The organism is Verrucomicrobiota bacterium (assembly GCA_016200005.1).
Lineage (GTDB): Bacteria > Verrucomicrobiota > Verrucomicrobiia > Limisphaerales > PALSA-1396 > PALSA-1396.
The window spans coordinates 40,562-59,016 of the sequence record JACQFP010000079.1 but is presented as its reverse complement, the minus strand read 5'-3'; the positions used below and the strand labels follow the sequence as shown (position 1 = coordinate 59,016).

General features: G+C 57.3%; 15 protein-coding genes and 1 pseudogene. 3 read left to right on the top strand and 13 right to left on the bottom strand.

The window, feature by feature from the left end; all coding sequences use genetic code 11:
* Positions 1-236: 236 nt before the first annotated feature.
* The 3 genes from HY298_25735 to HY298_25725 are packed head-to-tail and all read right to left on the bottom strand — an operon-like array spanning position 237 to position 2,569.
* The gene (locus HY298_25735) at positions 237-1,076 is read right to left on the bottom strand and encodes an ABC transporter permease subunit (protein MBI3853660.1); all 840 of its coding nucleotides are present in this window, start codon (positions 1,074-1,076) and stop codon (positions 237-239) included.
* A gap of 12 nt (positions 1,077-1,088) precedes the next feature.
* Entirely contained in the window at positions 1,089-1,979 is an 891-nt protein-coding gene (locus HY298_25730; protein MBI3853659.1) for an ABC transporter ATP-binding protein, read from the bottom strand.
* Positions 1,976-2,569 carry a hypothetical protein gene (locus HY298_25725; GenBank protein ID MBI3853658.1) on the bottom strand — a complete coding sequence of 198 codons (594 nt, stop codon included), beginning with the start codon at positions 2,567-2,569 and terminating at the stop codon, positions 1,976-1,978. Before HY298_25725 ends, HY298_25730 begins: the two co-directional genes overlap by 4 nt.
* Positions 2,570-2,702: 133 nt before the next feature.
* Here HY298_25725 and gcvP point away from each other — a divergent pair, with 133 nt between their 5' ends.
* From gcvP to HY298_25710, 3 genes are all read left to right on the top strand, one after another.
* Positions 2,703-5,633 carry an aminomethyl-transferring glycine dehydrogenase gene (gene gcvP / locus HY298_25720; protein ID MBI3853657.1) on the top strand — a complete coding sequence of 977 codons (2,931 nt, stop codon included), beginning with the start codon at positions 2,703-2,705 and terminating at the stop codon, positions 5,631-5,633.
* A gap of 17 nt (positions 5,634-5,650) precedes the next feature.
* Positions 5,651-6,460 carry an ankyrin repeat domain-containing protein gene (locus HY298_25715; protein MBI3853656.1) on the top strand — a complete coding sequence of 270 codons (810 nt, stop codon included), beginning with the start codon at positions 5,651-5,653 and terminating at the stop codon, positions 6,458-6,460.
* Between the two features lie 214 nt (positions 6,461-6,674).
* The gene (locus HY298_25710) at positions 6,675-7,118 is read left to right on the top strand and encodes a hemerythrin domain-containing protein (protein ID MBI3853655.1); all 444 of its coding nucleotides are present in this window, start codon (positions 6,675-6,677) and stop codon (positions 7,116-7,118) included.
* A 74-nt stretch (positions 7,119-7,192) separates the two neighbouring features.
* Here HY298_25710 and HY298_25705 read toward each other — a convergent pair whose 3' ends face one another.
* From HY298_25705 to HY298_25660, 10 genes and pseudogenes are all read right to left on the bottom strand, one after another.
* Positions 7,193-7,975: a M14 family metallocarboxypeptidase gene (locus HY298_25705; protein ID MBI3853654.1), complete on the bottom strand. Its 783-nt coding sequence runs from the start codon at positions 7,973-7,975 to the stop codon at positions 7,193-7,195.
* Positions 7,976-8,368: 393 nt separating this feature from the next.
* Positions 8,369-9,940, bottom strand: a complete 1,572-nt coding sequence (locus HY298_25700) for a long-chain-fatty-acid--CoA ligase (GenBank protein ID MBI3853653.1) — start codon at positions 9,938-9,940, stop codon at positions 8,369-8,371.
* Between the two features lie 60 nt (positions 9,941-10,000).
* A complete protein-coding gene (locus HY298_25695; GenBank protein ID MBI3853652.1) occupies positions 10,001-10,633 on the bottom strand; it encodes a hypothetical protein in 633 nt (210 codons plus the stop codon).
* 94 nt (positions 10,634-10,727) lie between these two features.
* Positions 10,728-11,519, bottom strand: a complete 792-nt coding sequence (locus HY298_25690; GenBank protein ID MBI3853651.1) for a prepilin-type N-terminal cleavage/methylation domain-containing protein — start codon at positions 11,517-11,519, stop codon at positions 10,728-10,730.
* 114 nt (positions 11,520-11,633) lie between these two features.
* Positions 11,634-13,496, bottom strand: a complete 1,863-nt coding sequence (locus HY298_25685) for a hypothetical protein (GenBank protein ID MBI3853650.1) — start codon at positions 13,494-13,496, stop codon at positions 11,634-11,636.
* Positions 13,497-13,543: 47 nt separating this feature from the next.
* Complete coding sequence (locus tag HY298_25680) at positions 13,544-13,834, bottom strand: hypothetical protein (protein ID MBI3853649.1); 291 nt, start codon at positions 13,832-13,834, stop codon at positions 13,544-13,546.
* Between the two features lie 8 nt (positions 13,835-13,842).
* Positions 13,843-14,475: a hypothetical protein gene (locus HY298_25675; protein MBI3853648.1), complete on the bottom strand. Its 633-nt coding sequence runs from the start codon at positions 14,473-14,475 to the stop codon at positions 13,843-13,845.
* A 631-nt stretch (positions 14,476-15,106) separates the two neighbouring features.
* Positions 15,107-15,316, bottom strand: a pseudogene (locus HY298_25670) (type II secretion system protein).
* 41 nt (positions 15,317-15,357) lie between these two features.
* On the bottom strand, positions 15,358-16,191 hold the full coding sequence (locus HY298_25665; GenBank protein ID MBI3853647.1) for a prepilin-type N-terminal cleavage/methylation domain-containing protein: 834 nt from the start codon (positions 16,189-16,191) through the stop codon (positions 15,358-15,360).
* A gap of 80 nt (positions 16,192-16,271) precedes the next feature.
* Positions 16,272-18,179, bottom strand: coding sequence for a hypothetical protein (locus HY298_25660; protein MBI3853646.1), 1,908 nt, complete (start codon positions 18,177-18,179; stop codon positions 16,272-16,274).
* Positions 18,180-18,455: the final 276 nt, after the last annotated feature.

Sequence of the window (18,455 nt, the reverse complement as noted above, 5' to 3'; positions counted from 1 at the left end):
TAACGGACGTACTCGTCCTTGGTGGGCGGGCGATAATCTTTGAGTTGGACAAAGTCCGCGAATTTTGCGATGGAGGGACACGTAGTTTTAGTCATAGGGCGGCGAGTGTGCCCGTGGATGCGGAAGCACGCTCGCCGCCAATCAAAAAAAACTCACGACCTCTTGAACCGGTGAACACGATAAGCCCGTTGCACCGCCGCAAGGCTCGCCGCGCAGCGGCTGGGTTCAACATGGCGTTACGACTTGATGTCGCGCATGTGAAATGCGGTGCAACCGACGACCACAAACGACACGTTAAAGCCAAACAGGATGCTAAGTGATTCGCCGATTTTCCACCACGGAATTTTCTCCACAAACAGAAGCTGCCAGGTGTTCAGATGATAAGTGAGGAACCATTGTTGCAAATCTTTGAAGTACGGAATCTCCATCAGGATCCCGTTAATGATGATCACCGAAAGTGCAAGAATAGTTGCGGCGGCGGGTTTCATGTTGAAACACGAAAACATGAAGGCCAGTCCCATCACCGTGCAGGCCTTGGTAACCATGAACAGGTGGGCCGCCGCGTAACGCTTCAAGCCCATCCCCGCTTGGAAAATGTTGATTCGCTCGCCCGGGAGCGAAACAAACAGACTCCCATCCGCAGGAAACCAGAAGTTGGTAAACAGCAGGCCGAATAGTCCCAGCGACAACACGAGCACCATCGAAAACAGGAAACCGGCCAGCCACTTCAAACCCAGCAAGCGCAGCCTGGAAATGGGCCGGGACAAAATCATGCGCAGAGTTCCGTCCTCGGCTTCCTTGCTCACCAAGTCCCCCCCCACGAGCGCCACATAAAGCGGCAACAGCGTGTAAGAAATAATGATCACCATCAACGAAGCAATGGTCAGCACAGAGAGAAACTGTTCCGCCACAAATCCATTGTTCTCCAGTGTGCGCTTCATCCAGCGCGTGGCGTTCGAGTAGCGGAAAATCAGGATAATAACGATTTCAGCCACCAAAAACATCCCGAAACCAATGTAGGTGCGCTTCTTGCCGAAGAGTTTCCAGAGTTCGTTGCGCAGTTGAAGGTAAAACATAAGAGGCTGCACCTAATTCTTCTTCATCAACGCCAGATAAAAGTCTTCCAGCGTCTGTTTTTCCCGGGCGATTTCGTACACCGGCATCCCCTGCCCTACCAGATGCCTGACCACCTGATCCGTGTCGATCCCACTCGCCAGCGTCACGTATTGACCGTCGCGCTGGTCGAGGACCATTTGTGCCTGTCTGAGTCGCGCGACGGCATCGGCAAAGTCTCCCACCCGCAGACGCACCCACTTTGGCCCCTGCGAAATTTCATTCAATGTGCCTTCAAAAACCTTTCGGCCTTGATTCAAAACCGCGATGCGGGTGCAGAGTTGTTCCACTTCATTCAACAGGTGCGAGGAAAGCAGGATTGTCAGACCCAGTTCACGGTGCAATCGCAGAATCGTCTGCCGCATCTCGTGGATGCCTTCCGGATCGAGACCGTCGCTCGGTTCATCCAGAATAAGCAGTTCCGGTTTCGGCAACAACGCCTGCGCCAAGGCCAGCCGCGACCGCATCCCGTGCGAGTAGGTTTTGACTTTGGATTTTTCGCGACCGGTCAGGCCAACCCAATCAATAACCTCGCGCAAGCGTGCCGGCGGCGTGGGCGCTGTGTAGTGGCTCAAAATCTGTAAATTGCTCCAGCCGGACAGATAATCGTAAAACACTGGCGTTTCAAAAATCGCGCCGACCTTTTGCAGCGCATTTTGTCGGTGCGCGGAGACATCATACCCACAAACCCTGACGACGCCCGCCGTTGGCCAGACTTGACCAAGCATCATGCCAATGGCCGTGCTCTTTCCAGCGCCGTTGTGGCCAAGCAGGCCGAAGATTTCGCCGGCAGGCACGTTTAGCGTCAGGTCGTCAACCGCCAGACGGCCGCCGAATTTCTTTTGCACATTCCGCAGTTCGATCATTTCGGTCCGCCTCGCGCTATTGCACCGCTTTCCATCATGCGTTGCAACTCCTCCAGTATCGGAGCCAAGTCTGCTTTCGTCTGGGCCGAACTCTCGTTGTAGAATGATTTTAGGCCGATCTCCCGCACGCGTTTCTCCACCTCCGGTGTGATGACGGGAGCTCGATTGGTCGCCGCTACCGGCGCTGACGGACTGCTTTCGCGAAGATTCTCCCGTACTTCCTTGAGCCGTTTCAGAGCTTCGCCGATCGCCCGGCGTCGTTTCTCCTCTGACATTTTCTCAAATGCTGATAACATTTCTTTGAAACCGTTCGGCATTGTCGCTTCGATAAATGCGGTCTTCTCTACCTCCGTCATTTGTTCCAACCAGCCTTGCAAGACGCCGTCCATTCTCGCTTGTTGGCGCTCATCCGCAGCCAGGGCATTCAGTTTGAAGGCAAGTTGGTTGATGGCTTCCGCCCTTGCCTTGCCCGTCAAGCGGCCCAATTCCACCGATTGCGCGTAGGTCCTCAACTTCTCCGCGGTCATCTTGGAATTGCTTGCCAACGTGTAACCGCCCCACGCCAGCAGCCAGGCCGCAGATATCGTCATAGCCGCAAAAATCAAAGGGCGTTGGCGCCGATTCATCATGGAGCGAACTTAACGCATCACCGTTTTTTCGTCACGCAAAAGCGTCCGCCGCAAAATCTCTTGATTTGCCCGCAACGCCCCGTACTTTCCTCGCATGTTTGTAAACGAAGCAACCGACAAAAACCTGACCAACTCATCTAACGCCATTGATCCTGCCGTAATGGATTCACTCAAACATCCGGACCGTTTCGTCCGACGGCACATTGGTCCCAACGCCGACGATGTTCAACGAATGCTCTCGACGCTTCGTTACAACAACCTCGATGAGTTGATCGACGCCGCAGTTCCCGCCAACATTCGACTTAACCGGCCGCTCAATCTTCCTGCTGGTCGCAGCGAATTCGGCATTCTTAACGAACTCCGCTCCATCGCGGCGAAGAACCAGGTCTTTCGCTCTTACATCGGCATGGGCTACTACGATTGCGTCACGCCACCCGTTATTCAACGCAACATTCTGGAAAATCCCGGCTGGTACACGCAATACACCCCCTACCAGGCGGAGATTTCTCAAGGCCGCCTCGAAGGGCTGCTCAATTTTCAAACGATGGTCTGCGATTTGACCAAGCTTGAAATCGCCAACGCCTCAATGCTCGACGAAGCCACGGCTGCCGCCGAAGCGATGATGATGTGCCATCGGCTTAAACATGAGGAGGGACGGAACACCTTCTTCGTCTCGCAAAATTGTCATCCCCAAAACGTCGAAGTCGTCCAAACGCGCGCAAAAGCTCTCGGCATTGAGGTTGTAGTTGGCGACTACGAATCGTTTACCTTCGATGGAAAAACCTTTGGCGCGCTCGTGCAATACCCCGACACCTACGGTGCCATCCACGATTACTCCGGCTTCGTCGAAAAAGCCCACACCTCTGACGCCCTTGTCACGGTCGCGACCGATTTGCTCGCCCTTACCCTCATCAAACCGCCTGGTGAATTTGGCGCGGATGTCGCGGTCGGAAGCGCCCAACGTTTCGGTGTGCCGCTCGGCTACGGCGGGCCACACGCCGCTTTTTTTGCGACGCGCGACGAGTTCAAGCGCCAGATGCCCGGACGTCTTGTGGGCGTTTCTAAAGATTCACGCGGCCGTTCTGCCTTGCGTTTGGCTCTCGGCACGCGCGAACAACACATCCGCCGCGAGAAAGCCACCAGTAATATCTGCACGGCGCAGGCCCTGCTGGCCAACATGGCGATGGCTTACGCCTGTTACCACGGCCCGGAAGGTTTGAAAAAGATCGCACAACGAATCCAGACACTAACGGATGTGCTCGCTTCCGGCCTGGCGAGGCTCGGTTTTAATCCAGGGCACGCTCCTCACCTCCCTCACTACGACACAATCACCATCGACCTTGGCGACAAGCGCGCTGCCGAGGTCGTCAGTATCGCCGACGCACACCGGATGAGCTTTCGAGTCGTGGATCCTCACACCATCGGCATTTCAATTGATGAAACAACCACCGCCGCTGACATCGCCGAAATCTGGCAAGTCTTCAACGGTGACACCCCCCCCGGATTTACTTTTGCTGACGTTGCGGAGGACTCATCACGCAAAATGCAACACGCCTCACGCAGCTCACTCTTCCTCCAACACCCTGTCTTCAACCGTTACCACTCCGAAACCGAAATGCTCCGGTACCTCAAACGACTCGAGACTCGCGATCTTTCGCTCACAACCTCAATGATTCCCCTCGGCTCGTGCACGATGAAACTGAATGCATCGGCAGAAATGCTTCCATTGTCCTGGCCAGAGTTCAGCCGCATCCATCCTTTCGCGCCGTTGCGTCAGACCAAGGGCTACAAGATTATTTTCCAACAACTCGAAGATTGGCTGGCGGAAATCACCGGGTTTGCAGGGATTTCGTTGCAGCCGAACGCTGGCTCGCAAGGCGAATACTGCGGCCTCCTAATCATCCGTGCGTATCACCAGAGTCGCGGAGAAAGCCACCGCAATGTTTGTCTCATCCCAACCTCCGCTCACGGCACAAACCCCGCCAGCGCAGTAATGGCCGGCATGAAGGTTGTTGCGGTCGCGTGTGACAGCGAAGGCAACATCAGTCTCCAGGATCTGAAAGCCAAGGCCGAGGCTCATCGCAATGATCTCGCCGCGCTGATGGTGACTTATCCCTCCACGCACGGCGTGTTCGAGGAAACCATCAAAGAGATTTGCCAGATCATTCACGACCACGGCGGCCAGGTTTACATGGACGGCGCAAACTTAAACGCACAGGTCGGTCTGTGCCGGCCGGCCGACATCGGCGCTGACGTGTGTCACTTAAATTTGCACAAAACGTTCTGCATTCCTCATGGCGGTGGTGGACCTGGAATGGGGCCTATCGGTGTCGCTGAGCATCTCGTGGAATTTCTGCCCGGTCATCCGGTAGTGAATCTCGGCGGTGAGAATCCCATCGGCGCGGTCGCCGCCGCGCCGTGGGGTAGCGCGAGCATTCTGACCGTCTCATGGGTTTACATCGCCGCGATGGGTGCCGCCGGTCTAACGGAAGCAACCAAAGTCGCCATCCTGAACGCCAATTACATTGCCAAACGTTTGGAGAAATATTTTCCGGTGCTCTACAAAGGCCACGGTGATCTGGTCGCGCACGAGTGCATTCTCGATTTGCGGCAATTCAAGAGCGTTACCGTGGAAGATGTGGCCAAACGGCTGATGGATTACGGTTTTCACGCTCCGACGATTTCCTTTCCGGTGCCCGGCACGATGATGGTCGAGCCGACCGAGAGCGAATCGAAAGCCGAACTGGATCGTTTCTGTGACGCTATGATTGCCATTCACGCTGAAATCCGAGCCATCGAATCCGGTCAGGCCGACAAGCAAAACAATCTGCTCAAGAACGCGCCGCACACTGCCGACATGATCGCCGCCGACAACTGGAATCATCCCTATCCGCGCGACCAGGCCGTCTTCCCGGCAAAGTGGCTGCATGAGCATAAATTCTGGCCTTACGTGGGCCGCATCGACAATGTGTATGGCGACCGAAATCTGGTTTGCTCTTGCGTGGGGATGGAGAATTATTCTTAACACCGAACCCAACGAGAATGGACGAGAAAAGACAACGTGCGCCACGGTCTGACACAAAGTTGCTCCAAGCGTGCTTGGACGGAAATCTAGCCATCATCCGAGAGCGAATTGCTGCCGGTGCGAACGTCAACGCCGGAAGAAAAGACAAGCGTCCGCCCTTGGAGACTGCTGCTCGGTGTGGCCATTTGGAGGTTGTTCGCGAATTGATTGCTGCCGGTGCGGACGTGAATCAGATCGCGAAAGTCAATTTCGAGGTGTTTCCCGGCTCTGCGCTCAACGGAGCGATCAAACAGCATCATTTTGAAATAGCCCAGGAATTGGTTCGAGCGGGTGCGTCAGTTGCGCTGGAAACACATCCTGGCTGTAACGCGGCAAGCGAGGCGGCTTTCAAAACGATTGAAATGTATTGGCGCAAGAGTTCGCCATTGAAGTGGTTTGTGCGAGCAATCGAAATGGTGAGCGAAGAAAAGCCGCAGCTACGATCGTTCGAAGACTGGTTTGATTTTTTGAAACAAGCAGTGGCGGCAGGTGCAAAAGTGAATGACTACTGCCTGTGGGAAGCCTGCAAATTAGGTTGCACTTCAGTAGCGCTTTACCTCATTTCAATTGGAGTGAACATCAATGTCATGCCACATGAGATTTCCGCTCTGCAAAAAGCAATCCAAGGTGGGCTTGATGAAGTTGCTTTGGCGCTCATCGCAGCCGGTGCAGATCCTAACTTGACCGGAAAACTGAGTTCACCGCCAATCAAACTAGCCCGTGCAAAAAAAAGGCACAAAATCGTGCGAGCGCTACTGGATGCTGGCGCAACACCATTGACAAATTAATTTGTTTGCAGGGTTACGCGGAAAGGAAATTGTGTCGAAACTATTTCAGAGTTTTCCCATGAATCCGTTGACGTAGCTCGCCTTCTTCAACGGGAATCATGTTTCCATGTGGCTCAAATCCTCCGCGTTTCCGCGCCTGTACGCTTAATTAAGACAAGAAACGTCTGGCGGAATCGGCGGCGATGAGTTATTTGCTTGGTGTCGTCGTTGCACCATGAAGATCACGGACATTTTGCGGGCGGAACACACTGTGTTTCATCATCTCTTTGACCACGTCGAGGCCGCCGCGCCGCGTCTCAAGACGTTGGCAGAGGCGAAGTCCCTCGCGGCGCTCGTGGACAAGGTCATGTTGCCGCACTCGCAGACCGAGGACGAACTGTTCATCAAACCACTGGAGCATTGTTTCGAGCAGATTGGCCAGAGCGAGACGTTCCATCACGAACACGAATTGATCGAGGAGACGTTCACCAAATTGCGCACGGCCAAATCGGTCAAGGAGGCCAAGCAGCTCTTGCTCGGAGCAGTCACGGCGTCGCGCAAACATTTCGACAAGGAAGAGCGCATCGTGTTCCCGTTGGCGGAGCGGGTGTTGAAGGCGAAGACATTGACGGAACTCGGCAAGGAGTGGGTGAAGCGGCGTGCGGCGAGCTTGAAGTGATTCCGTAGCGGCGGGTCGTGAGACCGCCCCAATGATCTAGGAAGGAAGGTTTGCCGCGCTCTGACGAGACGCAGCTACAGGATCGATTTGAACGCCGCATTTACGCCGGTAAAGAGCGCGTTGACGCGAGTTGGTAGCGGAAAATCCGACGGCGCTTCGAGCGTGTAGCTCAATCGCGTCTTGTAAGTGAAGAGATAAAACGCCTCGGGCCATTCGGGGCGCGAGCGCGGATCGGCGCTGGGACGGATGATTCCGTTGTGCGCTTCGCGACCTTCAATTACGGGTGACTGGTCGATGGGACAAACCTTCGAGACGCTCTCCACGATGGTCTCAGCGAATGAAGGAAGATTATCCGGATTCAATTCATAGACATAGAAGCCGTGCGATTCCCAATCTTCATGGAGACAAAGGCAGACATCGAATCCCGGCTGTCGTTCCAGCCAGGCAATGTGGGCGCGCGTCTCCGCAGCCTGCAGGTGAAGATACTGCCGGTTGAGATCCACGCCGTCCGCATTCTCGCGTCGATTGAGTGGAAAGCCGGTGGGATTCAGGCACGGGCAAAGCCAGAGGTCCACGGCGGCGGGCCATTGATTCTCCTGCAACAACTGGCGGACGGCCAGCGGCGCGGCCGGCTCGTCACCGTGAATGCCGGCGCTGAGGTAAATGCGTTTTGTGTTGGGTGTGAGGTCGGATGCGCGGCGTGTGAAGGCCAGCAAATCACGACCGGGCGCCACGTGAATTTCCTGGAGGTTCCAACCATGCCTGCGCGCGGCGGCCAGGCAATCATTCAGCACGACGGTGATGTCGATCGTTTCGCCGTGGTAGCCGTCGAGGTTTTTGCCGAGCCGGTGCGTCATGCCATTCGATACTCCAGCGCGTTCGTTTTCAATTCACTACTCCAGCCAGCCGCTGTTAGAGGCACTTGCATATTTGAGGAAATGTCCGGTTTCAACATCTTTCGGATCCTACGACGACGGCGTGCCAGTGTACAATCCATTTGGAAAGTCTCTGAAACCAAAGTCACCCATTGGAGGAAATCGTTGTGAATCTCCTGGACCGGCTTGACGGCGAACCGCCCGCACCCTCGCAGATGAAAGCCCGGCCTTTGCGCGGCAGTGATTTACTCGCTGAAGCAATCCGTGTGATTACGGCAAACCCGAAGTTTTGTCCGGGCTGAGTCGCGGCCTCATTTCCAGCGCGGGTCAAAAAGACCGTTGCCGTCGTTCAAGTCAGCTTGGCGCCATGAACAACTACTGCGCAGCCATGTTCGGCTGGCCGCCGCGCAACACATACTTCTGGACCTTGCCGGTGGCCGTCTTGGGCAGTTCGGCGATGAAGTGGAACTCCTGCGGGACTTTGAAATGCGCCAGTTGGTCGCGACAGAAGCGCCGCAGCTCGGCCGCCTCCGTTTTCACGCCGTCGCGAAGAACAACGAAAGCGTGCGGCGCCTCGCCCCATTTCTCGTGTGACCATCCCACCACTGCGACCTCTTGCACGGCCGGGTGCCGGAGCAGGACACCTTCCACCTCCACAGAAGAAATGTTCTCGCCGCCACTGATGATGATGTCCTTCCAGCGGTCCCGAATTTCGAGATAACCATCCGGATGCACGACGGCGGCATCGCCGCTGTGAAACCAGCCATCGCGAATCGCCAGGGCTGTAGCCGCCGGATCCTTGTAATAACCGGCCATGACCGCGTGGCCGCGCATGACAATTTCCCCCATCGTGCGACCATCGTGGGGCACCTCATGTCCCGCGTCGTCCACCACTCGCACTTCGCCGGCGGCGAGACACTCGACTCCCTGCCGGGCTTTCAACCTTGCCGCCTCCCGGGCGTCGAGCCGGCTGTCGTCGGGTCGCGGTTCGCAGATGGTCACGATGGGCGAGACTTCGGTAAGGCCATAAACATGGGTGATGGACCAACCCAGTTCGCCTTCGATCCGTTCGATGGTGGCGGCGGCAGGAGGTGCGCCCGCCGTCAGTACGCGCACGCCGCGTGGCGCCGCGCGGCGTAGTTCCTCCGGCGCGCTGGCGATGCCGATGAGCACAGTCGGAGCGGCACAAAACAGGGTGACGCGTTCCCGTCCAAGAAGTTCGAAAATTGCTTTCGTCTCCGGCTTGCGCAGGCAGACATGCGTTCCTCCCACGGCGGTGATGGTCCAGACGAAGCACCAGCCGTTCACGTGGAACATCGGCAGCGTCCACAGATAACGTTCAGCGGAGGTCATGTGGTTGTGCGCCAGCCGGCCAAGAATGTTCAGATAAATGTTCCGGTGGGTCAACATCACGCCCTTGGGCCGCGCGGTGGTGCCGCTGGTGTAATTGATCGAGAGCAACTCGTTCTCCCGGACGGACGCAATTTCAAACTTCGGCGAAGCGGCCGCCAGATTCTCCTCGTACGACAGCCAGCCGGGTTTGCTCCCGTCAAAGGCGACGAAATGCTTTACGCCCGGCAATTGCGCCCGCACCTGATCTACGGCATCCAGATAGTCAGCCTGCGCGCAGACCACACACGCCCCACTGTGGCCTATGATATAAGCAAAATCGTCGGCGCGCAGGCGGTAGTTGATCGGGACGATGATCGCGCCGATTTGGGGCACGGCATAATAGGCTTCCAGATGCTCGTGTGTGTTCGGGGCGATGCAGGCGACGCGGTCGCCGGGTCGCACGCCCAGCTTCTGAAGCACCGCCGACCAGCGATCGCAACGGTCGAAGAACTGCGCGTAGGTCAGCCGCAGCGCCCCGTCCACCACGGCTTCGCGATGGGAGTAAAGTCGGCGGGCGCGCCGGGCAAACTCAAGCGGCGTAAGCGGTGCTTCCATGTTGGCGAAGGCGGCCAATGATGTGCCAGTGTAGTTTACGCAGCGTCCTCACGGCAAGGCTTACATTCTTCCCGGCGCGAGAACCACGTAATACCGGTTAAACCAGTCGCGGAGGGTTGCAGCCGGTTGGGAGGTTTGCGGCGGCGCGTCAGTGCGTGGCACGAAGGCCAGGTGGACCACGCCCGCCTCCAGCAGATCCTGGCAGCCGGGCGGGTTGCCCGAAATCAACACGATCTTGATGCCGCTTTGTTTCAGCAGGTCAAGGTCGGGCTTGTCCAGCATCGGAAACTCCGCGAACAGCACGAGGGCCGCCGCTTTGGGATGCGCCTGCAAAATCTGCAAAAAGCGATCGCGTGGGATGGCACCACCCGAGAACATGGCCATTGCGGGCGGCACGCTGAACCGCTCGGTGGCGGCGACGCCGACACCACCTTTCCTGAGCGCGGCGCTGAACGCCTTCACCTCAGCCGCCTCGACCGGGTTGACGCCGGCGCGGTTGTCGCGGGCGAGGATGACGACCTGACCTTGGTGGTTGAGCAGACGCGTGGTCTCCTCCCCAGCAACCTCGCCCAGCGCCCGATAAGGGTCCAGTTGGATTTTGGGCAGGCGACCGGGTCTGTTCACGTAGATCCAGGTGGCGGAGCCAAGGATTGCCAAGACAGTGAGAACAACGACGAGGGGCTTCTTGTTCATAATGCGGTCAGGGTCGCTTGTGCAGAATCCATAAATCCATCAAATCCACGCGCCGCACGCTGATTCGTTTTCCCAACTCGGCAATGGAGACGTTTTAGTCGCGGTCCCATTTCCAGCGTGGGTCAGAAAGGCCGTTGCCGCCCCAGACTTCAGAGCCCCACGCGGTTCGACCATCGGCGGTTTTGCCGGGCCAGTATTGCAGCCCCAGCGTGCTGACCTTGATGGCTTGCGCATGTCCATCCACGTAGCCTGTGGTGCAACGCCGGTTGTGACGGCCAATGGGACGGTAGGGGGTTTGATAACTGTACAACGAGCGAAGGCTGGGCGTGCAGAAAAAAAGGGAGCCCGCCTCCGGCACCTCGACCCACAGTTCGGGATTCGTCTCGGCTACGTTGGCAATCAGCCCGTCGTCGGCAATGAAGACGCTTTCGGCGGCATGCTTCACGCTGGTAAGAATCGGCTTCGAGTCCTGTTGATATTGCGGAACGGTCCAGGAGGTTAGTTCGCCGTGGTTCAAGCCCAGCCCGAATCCATTCTTAACACTGGGGCAGGCGATGAGGTTGGTCGTACGAGTATATGATCGCAGCAGGTCGGGCCACATCGTAGCGATTCCCGGGAACCAAGCGCTTGAGTTCGCCGGTTGGTTCCAGGCCACCAGCGCCACGGCCCGGTCCTTGTTGTCCTCCGCATACATGAGGTAACCCAGGCCGACCTGGCGCGCGTTGTTGATACATTTGATTCCACGGGCTTTCTCTTTCGCCCGGGCCAGTGCCGGTAACAGCAGGCCGGCTAAAATGGCGATGATCGCAATGACGACCAGCAGTTCGATCAGCGTGAACGCGACCCCGTCCCGGTGTGACGAGGTCAGGGTGCTGATGGTTTTCATAATTTTCGATTTGGTCGTGCTCATTTCAATTCTCTTTTCATCCATTGCGATTATCGAGGAGGCGCCAGCGACTGTCTCTGACGCCTCCGGTCCCAACCTGCCACCCCAAAATCTTCAAGGGCTATAAGGGATGCTGACGCGGAAGAATTCCGTGTTGTTGGTCGTGAATTCCTTGGTAACAAAAGTGACATTTGTGCCGTCGCTCAACACCGAAGTGCTGGGCACCGTATTCGGCCAGGCGACTGAGCCTCCCAAGGCGTTGGTGGTCTCCAAGGAATTCTGGCCGACACCGGGGCCGGTGGCGTTGTGCCACGTGGTGCGGTAAACGCTGCCCGTCGGCATCACGTAGATGCAGGAAGGAAAGTTCGCCGCCGGCAAGAAATTTGGCGGACTTTGCGCTACGTCCAACTGCTGGCCATTAGTAAAATCGCCTCGCACGACCAAGCCGTCCGTGTTGTTCGTGATGGTGACGTCACTCACAGTCATGTAGAAGCCAAGGCTTGGGTTGCCGATGTTCGAGCCGCCATTGGGACTCACGCCAAGGAAAAATTTAACCTGGCTGGCAAAATTGGCTTCATCGCCGGTTTGCAGGGAACCGGAAGCCTGCGCGTTGTTGGGGGCAATGATGGTGAAACTCGTGTCGCTGTTGGCCCGAAGAGTCCACGTGCCGGCAAACGGCGCATTGGAAAGCGTCGCCATCACCCCAGTGGTGAAGAGGGTATCGAGGTTGGCCTGCGCGTTGTTGCCGCTGTTCGCGTAGTACCCCAACACGGCTTTAGCGCCGCCCCGTCCGTCCGAGATGATGGCCAATTGCAGCACGGTCGGGTTGTCGAGCGCGATGATGTGGCCGTTCCAGTTTGGAATCAGCCAGACGTAAGCCATAAAATTACTGGGTCCATGCGCGGGAGGTTTGGCGATCGTGATCGCATAGGAGGCCGGAGCCTTCCCGACCCACGCACATTCTATGGGGACGGGGGCACCGCCCGAATTGGTTGTATAATAGCTTACGATCTCATTGAAGTTCGCCGGAGTGGCTTCGCTGGTGTTCAATTGCAGCCCGTCGGGTCCCGCGTTTTCCAGCGAAAGCAATGGCGGTGGTGGCTTCGGGTTTGGTGACACGGCCGTAGCGGGCACCACATCGGCGAAGGTCGTGCCGATTCTGAACTCATCAATCGTCATCTCGCAATTGACGCCCGTGCGGATGCCCGCATACCCCGAGCTGAAGGGAGCGCTGTGGTCAGCGGCAAAACCAGTAAAGAACAGCTCGCTGCCATTGGTCGGCTCCTTGGTCTGGTTGAGCCAGACATCCAGCCGGTCGTTGCCGAAGATCGCACTGGTCTGCGGCCCCGGGGCCAATTGGAATCGCCCAACGACGAGATTGGTGCCAGGCATTGACGATTGGATTTGAGCGGTCGTGCCGCTATGCTGCCCCTGGCCGAATGTCGGCGCGCGGATCTGCACAATAAAATCGTTGCTACCGGCGGGTCCCAAACACACCACGCCAGCCCCACCTACCGAATCGTTGGCCGACTCGAACAGGTTGACCGACCCGCCGCTGCCCGAAGCGACGTCATACGTTGCGATGAAGGAAAACCAGATATTTGTCCCCCACAAGGTCGTGATGTCGTTTAGGGGATTGGAGGGATCGAACCATTGGCGGGCTTCGGAATACGCGTTGGCGCTGTCGTGATCGAAAATAGCACCGCCGTTACCAACAATATAACCGCTGGTGCTGTTCGACCAGCTATAGCCATTTGTGATCACGAAATCCAACTCCGAAGGATTGCTCCCGCCGCCACCAAGATTGGCGCCAGTCCACGGCGCCATCCATCCGGTGCCGCCGTTTTGGTTTGAAAGAGTTGATCCGACAGGATAGTTGAAACTTTCATAAGCGATCAGTGCCGCCGGGCTGGTGCAAACCAGCGACAGCTCTCCGATCACAATCAAGTTGAGCTTTGTAAGTTTTGTTATTTTCATAATTACTTTGATATTGTGCGCCGGCTCATGTAGCCGTGGGTTCAAGCTTAATCAATTCTGAAGGCACCAGCCGTACGCAGAACTAATTTCAGGCCAAACCAACCGGCGATTTTGGCCAAAATATGGTAGATGTTGCGCCTCCAGACAGAACTGCATGCCATCACGGCGAACGGGCTAATCGTGGGTAATATTGACAAATCTCCCGGATACGTCATGTCACCAAAGTACGCGACAAGAACGTCGCGATTGCCGCGTTGCACGGCGAACTGCAAAGGCACCGCCGGCTGCCGATCGCAACGCTCGAAGAACTGCGCGTAGCGCCGGCGCGGCGCCAACACCGCAAGCCCTACATTTTTCCAGGCGTGAGAACCACGTAATAGCGGTTGAACCAGTCGCGGAGGGTTTGAGTCGGTTGGAAGGTTTGCGGCGGCCCGTCAGTGCGTGGCACGAAGGCCAGGTGAGCCACCCCCGCCTCCAGCAGACCCTGGCAGCCGGGCGGGTTGCCGGAGATCAACACGATTTTGATGCCGCTTTGTTTCAGCAGGTCAAGGTCGGGCTTGTCCAGCATCGGAAACTCCGCGAACAACACGAGGGCAGCCGTTTTCGGATGGGCCTGAAATATCTGCAAAAACCGATCGCGGGGAACGGTATTGCCCGAGAACATGGCAACTGTCGGCGGCACCGTGAACCGCTCGGTGGTGGCGACTCCAACATGGCCTTTTCTGAGCGCGACGCTGAAGGCCTTCACCTCGGCTTCCTGCACCGGGTTCGCGCCGCCGCTGTTTGCGCGAGCGATGATGACGACCTGCCCTTGGTGGTTGAGCAGACGCGCCGTCTCCTCCCCGGCGACCTCGCCCAGCGCCCGATAGGGATCCAGTTCGATTTTTGGCCCCCGCCCAAATGTGTTCCAGTAAATCCAGACGCCGGAAACAATAATCGCCACAACGGCGAGAACAACGACGAGGGGCTTCTTGTTCATAATGCGGTCAGGGTCGCTTGCCCAACGCGGCGATGGCGACGTTTTAGTCGCGGTCCCATTTCCAGCGCGGGTCAGAAAGGCCGTTGCCGCCCCAGAACTCGTTGCCCCAAGCGGTCTGGCCGTCGGTCGTCCGGCCGGGCCAGTATTGCAGCCCCAACGTGCTGACCTTGATGGATTCCGCGTGCCCATCCACGTCGCTGATCGTGCAACGCCCGTTGTGCCGGCCAATGGGACGGTAGGGCGTCAGGTAACTGTACCACGACCGAAGACTGGGCGTGGCCCAATAGAGGTTGGCCGACCCTGGCACTTCGACCCATCGGTCGGCGTTCGTCTCCGCCAGGTTGGCAATCAGCCCAGCATCAGCCATCACGGCCGCTTCGGAGGGGTGCTTCACAGAGTTCAGTTTCGGCCAGTACCATTGTTGGTATTGGGGTGCGACCCAACCTCCCAATTCGCCGTGGTTCAAGCCCAACCCAAACATGCTGTCTTTGACGCTGGGACAGTGAATGAGATTGGTGGTCTGAATATAAGAGCGCAGCGCGTCCGGCCACAGAACCCCGACGCCGGGAAACCAAGCGCTTGCGGGTGCCACCCGATCAAAAGAGCCGACAGCGACCACCTGATCCGCGTTATCTCCCGCATACAATGTATAGGCCAACTGAATCTGACGCGCGTTGTTCATGCATTGGATTGCGCGAGCCTTCTCTTTCGCCTTGGCGAGCGCCGGGAGGAGCAAGCCGGCCAGGATGGCGATGATGGCAATGACCACCAGCAGTTCGATCAAGGTGAACGCGATATCGACTCGGCATGGCAGCGGCTGGCGTCCGTTTGAGGTTATCATGATCTTGGTTTTCAAACGTCTCTTTAGAGTTTTCATTTCAACTAATCCGTGGTCCACTGCCAACGCGGGTCATAAAGGTCATTGCCGCCGAAGGGTTGCGCGCCGGCCCAGGCGGTCTGACCATCGAGCGTTTTGCCCGGCCAGTATTGCAGACCCATCTCGCTGACCCGAATTGACGTGGCGTGGCCGTCCACGTAACCGGCCGTGCAACGCCGACTGTGGCGGGCGATCGGACGCCACGGTGTGATGTAACTGTACCACGGCCGCGTGCTCGGGGGCAGCCACATGAGGTACGCGGACTGCGGTACTTCGACCCACAGGTCTGCGTTCGTCTCGGCCACGTTGACGATCTCACCCGCATCCGCGGTCGGAATAGCTTGGGATGGACGTTTCACTCGGGCGAGCTTCGGCCTCCAGTCTTGGTTGTACTGACGCGCGGTATAGGCGGTCAACTCGCCTTCCTCCATGCTCAGCCCGAATCCGGTTCTGACGCTGGGACAGGCCAGAATGTTGGTCCCATAAAGATACGGGCGCAACAGGTCTGGCCAAAAGGTGTAAATGGCCGGGAAGAGGGAGCCCGGCGGCGCCGGCTTGTCGGTCAGCCAGAAGGCTACGATCTGATCGCCGTTATCGGTGGGATACATATTGTAGCCCAACTGAATCTGGCGCGCATTGTTCATGCATTGGATGGCACGAGCCTTCTCCTTCGCCTTGGCGAGGGCCGGCAGTAACAATCCGGCCAGGATGGCGATGATAGCGATGACGACCAGCAGTTCGATCAGTGTGAAGGCACCGTTGTACCGCGGGGACCCGCGTTCCAAGCCGGTAAATAATTTCACGACTCGAGGTCTTGTTCGGTTTATCTCAGTTTCCATTCAATCAATCAAAATTACCAAAGAGACGCCAGAGAATGACTCTGACGCCTTCCACTCACCGACCCCCGCCCAAAAAATCATCAGGGAACATAGGGCACGCTGACGCGGAAATAGGCCGCGCTGTTCGTCGTGTATTTTGTCGTGATGAAAGCGATGTTGGTACTGTCGCTCAAGAGCGAAGTCGTTGGCACCACGGTCGTCCAAGCGCCCGAACCGCCCAAGGCGTTGGTGGTGGTCAGGGAGTTGGCGCCTGAACTGGTACCGCACGCGTTCCCCCAGGTGGCCCGGTAAAGGCTGTTGCTCGGCATCACATAAATGCACGAAGGGAAGTTGGCGAGCACAGACCAGTTAGGGGGATTCTGTGCGCTAAACGGTGCCCCGGTGCCGAAATCACTTTGAACAACGACACCGGGTCCCCAACTGGGGTTGATCGTCACGCCACTGTTGTTGGTGATGATGACGCCACTCACGGTCATGTAGTAGCCAAGGGCCGGGTTGCCGACGTTTGGTCCGCCGTTAGGATTCACGCCAAGGAAAAACGAAACGGAACTGGCAAAATTACCCTCATCGCCGGACTGCAATGAGCCGGAGGCCTGCACGTTGTTAGGGGCAATGATCGTGAAGCTCGTATCGCTGTTGGCCCGAAGTGTCCACGTGCCCGCAAACGGAGCGTTGGAGAGCGTTGCGATCACTCCAGTGGTGAAGATGGTGTTGATGTTGTCGTAGAGGGTGCCACCGCTGTTCACGAAGTATCCGAGCACCGCCTTGGCGCCACCCTGCCCATCGGAGATGATCGCCAATTGGACGGCATTGGGGTTGTCCAACGCCTGGATGTGGCCGTTGGGATTTGGAATCAGCCAGGTGTACGCCGTGAAGTTCGTCGGTCCGTTGGCGGGAGGTTTAGCGATGGTGAAGGAATAGGACGCGGGAGTCTTCCCAACCCAGGTAGCGTCAATGGCCACAGGAGCACCTCCAGAATTGGTTGTATAGTAGGTGACGATTTCGTTGGAGTTTGTCGGGGTGCCTTCGCTCAGATTAAACTGGACGCCCGCAGGGCCGGCATTTTCGATCGAAAGAAGCGGCGGCGACGGTATCTGGGCTGGCGAGTTTGCCGTGCTGGGAATCACGTCCGAGTAGTTGGTGCCGATTCTGAACTCATCTATCGTCATCTGCCCGCCACCACCCGTGCGAATGCCTGTGTAGCCTGAACTGACGGTGGCGTCGCGATAAGCGTAAAAGCCGCTATACCACAATTGGCTGCCGGTGGTGGGCTCCGCGTTCGGATTAAGCCAGACATCCAGCCGGTCGTTGCCGGTGAACGGCGGAGCCGCTCCGCCCGGTCCCGTCGGGTCCAACTGGAACCGGCCCACGACGAGATTGGTGCCAGGCCGGCACGCGGCGAGGTTCCTCAGATCGCTGGCCTGCGTGCCAAGGAGCGGGCCAGGAGCCTGACCAAATGCCCCCACCCGGAGTTGCACTTGGAAGTCACCTCCCCCAGCAGGACCCAGGCAAGTCACGCCGAAACCGGTTAATGAATCACCCAAGGCCTCGAATGGGAGGACAGCACAGCCACTGCCCGACGCGACATCATACGTCGCTATGAAGGAAAACCAGATATTGGTTCCGTAGGTGGTTCCGAAGCCCAAGGCCGTGCCGGGACTGAACCATTGCCGGAATTCCCCATGCGGAGAGGAGTCATGGTCGAAAATAGCACCGCCGGTGCCGACAATATAACCACCGGTGCTATTCGACCAGCTATATCCATTGGTGATCACAAAGTCCAACTCGTTGGCCTCGTTACCACCGCCGCCGATGTTGGCCCCCAGCCACGGGCTCAGCCATCCAGTACCGCCGTTTTGGTTCGATAAGGTTGAAGAGATCGAATAATTGAAGTCTTCAAAAGCAATTTGCGCCGCTGGGCAGGTGCAGACCAGCGACAGGAATCCGCTCACAATCAAGCTGAGTTTCACAAATTTAGGTGGTTTCATATTATCTGGGTTTGGGTTCATGGGTTCATGTTTAGCCGATCATGACGGCTGCAGGATTCGTCCTACTCCTTTCACGCCAACCCTGACACAGCGTGTCGGGATTGAAATTGTGCTGCCAGACAAAAAATGCATGTCATCAGGGCTATTGGGTTAATGTTGACTAATCCTAACATGGCTGCCGCATTACACATGTCACTCAAATTAGTGACAGAAGAAACTGTCGCCGGGCACTTGCTGTGCCGCTTCCCACCCGCTGGAAGTCGGTGTTTGCCGGAC

What these genes read in the sequence shown, in the direction of transcription:
- HY298_25735 (MBI3853660.1), bottom strand. Translation starts at nt 1,076, where the DNA reads ATGTTTTACCTTCAACTGCGCAACGAACTCTGGAAACTCTTCGGCAAG.
- HY298_25730 (MBI3853659.1), bottom strand. Translation starts at nt 1,979, where the DNA reads ATGATCGAACTGCGGAATGTGCAAAAGAAATTCGGCGGCCGTCTGGCG.
- HY298_25725 (MBI3853658.1), bottom strand. Translation starts at nt 2,569, where the DNA reads ATGACGATATCTGCGGCCTGGCTGCTGGCGTGGGGCGGTTACACGTTG.
- gcvP (MBI3853657.1), top strand. Translation starts at nt 2,703, where the DNA reads ATGTTTGTAAACGAAGCAACCGACAAAAACCTGACCAACTCATCTAAC.
- HY298_25715 (MBI3853656.1), top strand. Translation starts at nt 5,651, where the DNA reads ATGGACGAGAAAAGACAACGTGCGCCACGGTCTGACACAAAGTTGCTC.
- HY298_25710 (MBI3853655.1), top strand. Translation starts at nt 6,675, where the DNA reads ATGAAGATCACGGACATTTTGCGGGCGGAACACACTGTGTTTCATCAT.
- HY298_25705 (MBI3853654.1), bottom strand. Translation starts at nt 7,975, where the DNA reads ATGACGCACCGGCTCGGCAAAAACCTCGACGGCTACCACGGCGAAACG.
- HY298_25700 (MBI3853653.1), bottom strand. Translation starts at nt 9,940, where the DNA reads ATGGAAGCACCGCTTACGCCGCTTGAGTTTGCCCGGCGCGCCCGCCGA.
- HY298_25695 (MBI3853652.1), bottom strand. Translation starts at nt 10,633, where the DNA reads ATGAACAAGAAGCCCCTCGTCGTTGTTCTCACTGTCTTGGCAATCCTT.
- HY298_25690 (MBI3853651.1), bottom strand. Translation starts at nt 11,519, where the DNA reads ATGAAAACCATCAGCACCCTGACCTCGTCACACCGGGACGGGGTCGCG.
- HY298_25685 (MBI3853650.1), bottom strand. Translation starts at nt 13,496, where the DNA reads ATGAAAATAACAAAACTTACAAAGCTCAACTTGATTGTGATCGGAGAG.
- HY298_25675 (MBI3853648.1), bottom strand. Translation starts at nt 14,475, where the DNA reads ATGAACAAGAAGCCCCTCGTCGTTGTTCTCGCCGTTGTGGCGATTATT.
- HY298_25665 (MBI3853647.1), bottom strand. Translation starts at nt 16,191, where the DNA reads ATGGAAACTGAGATAAACCGAACAAGACCTCGAGTCGTGAAATTATTT.
- HY298_25660 (MBI3853646.1), bottom strand. Translation starts at nt 18,179, where the DNA reads ATGAAACCACCTAAATTTGTGAAACTCAGCTTGATTGTGAGCGGATTC.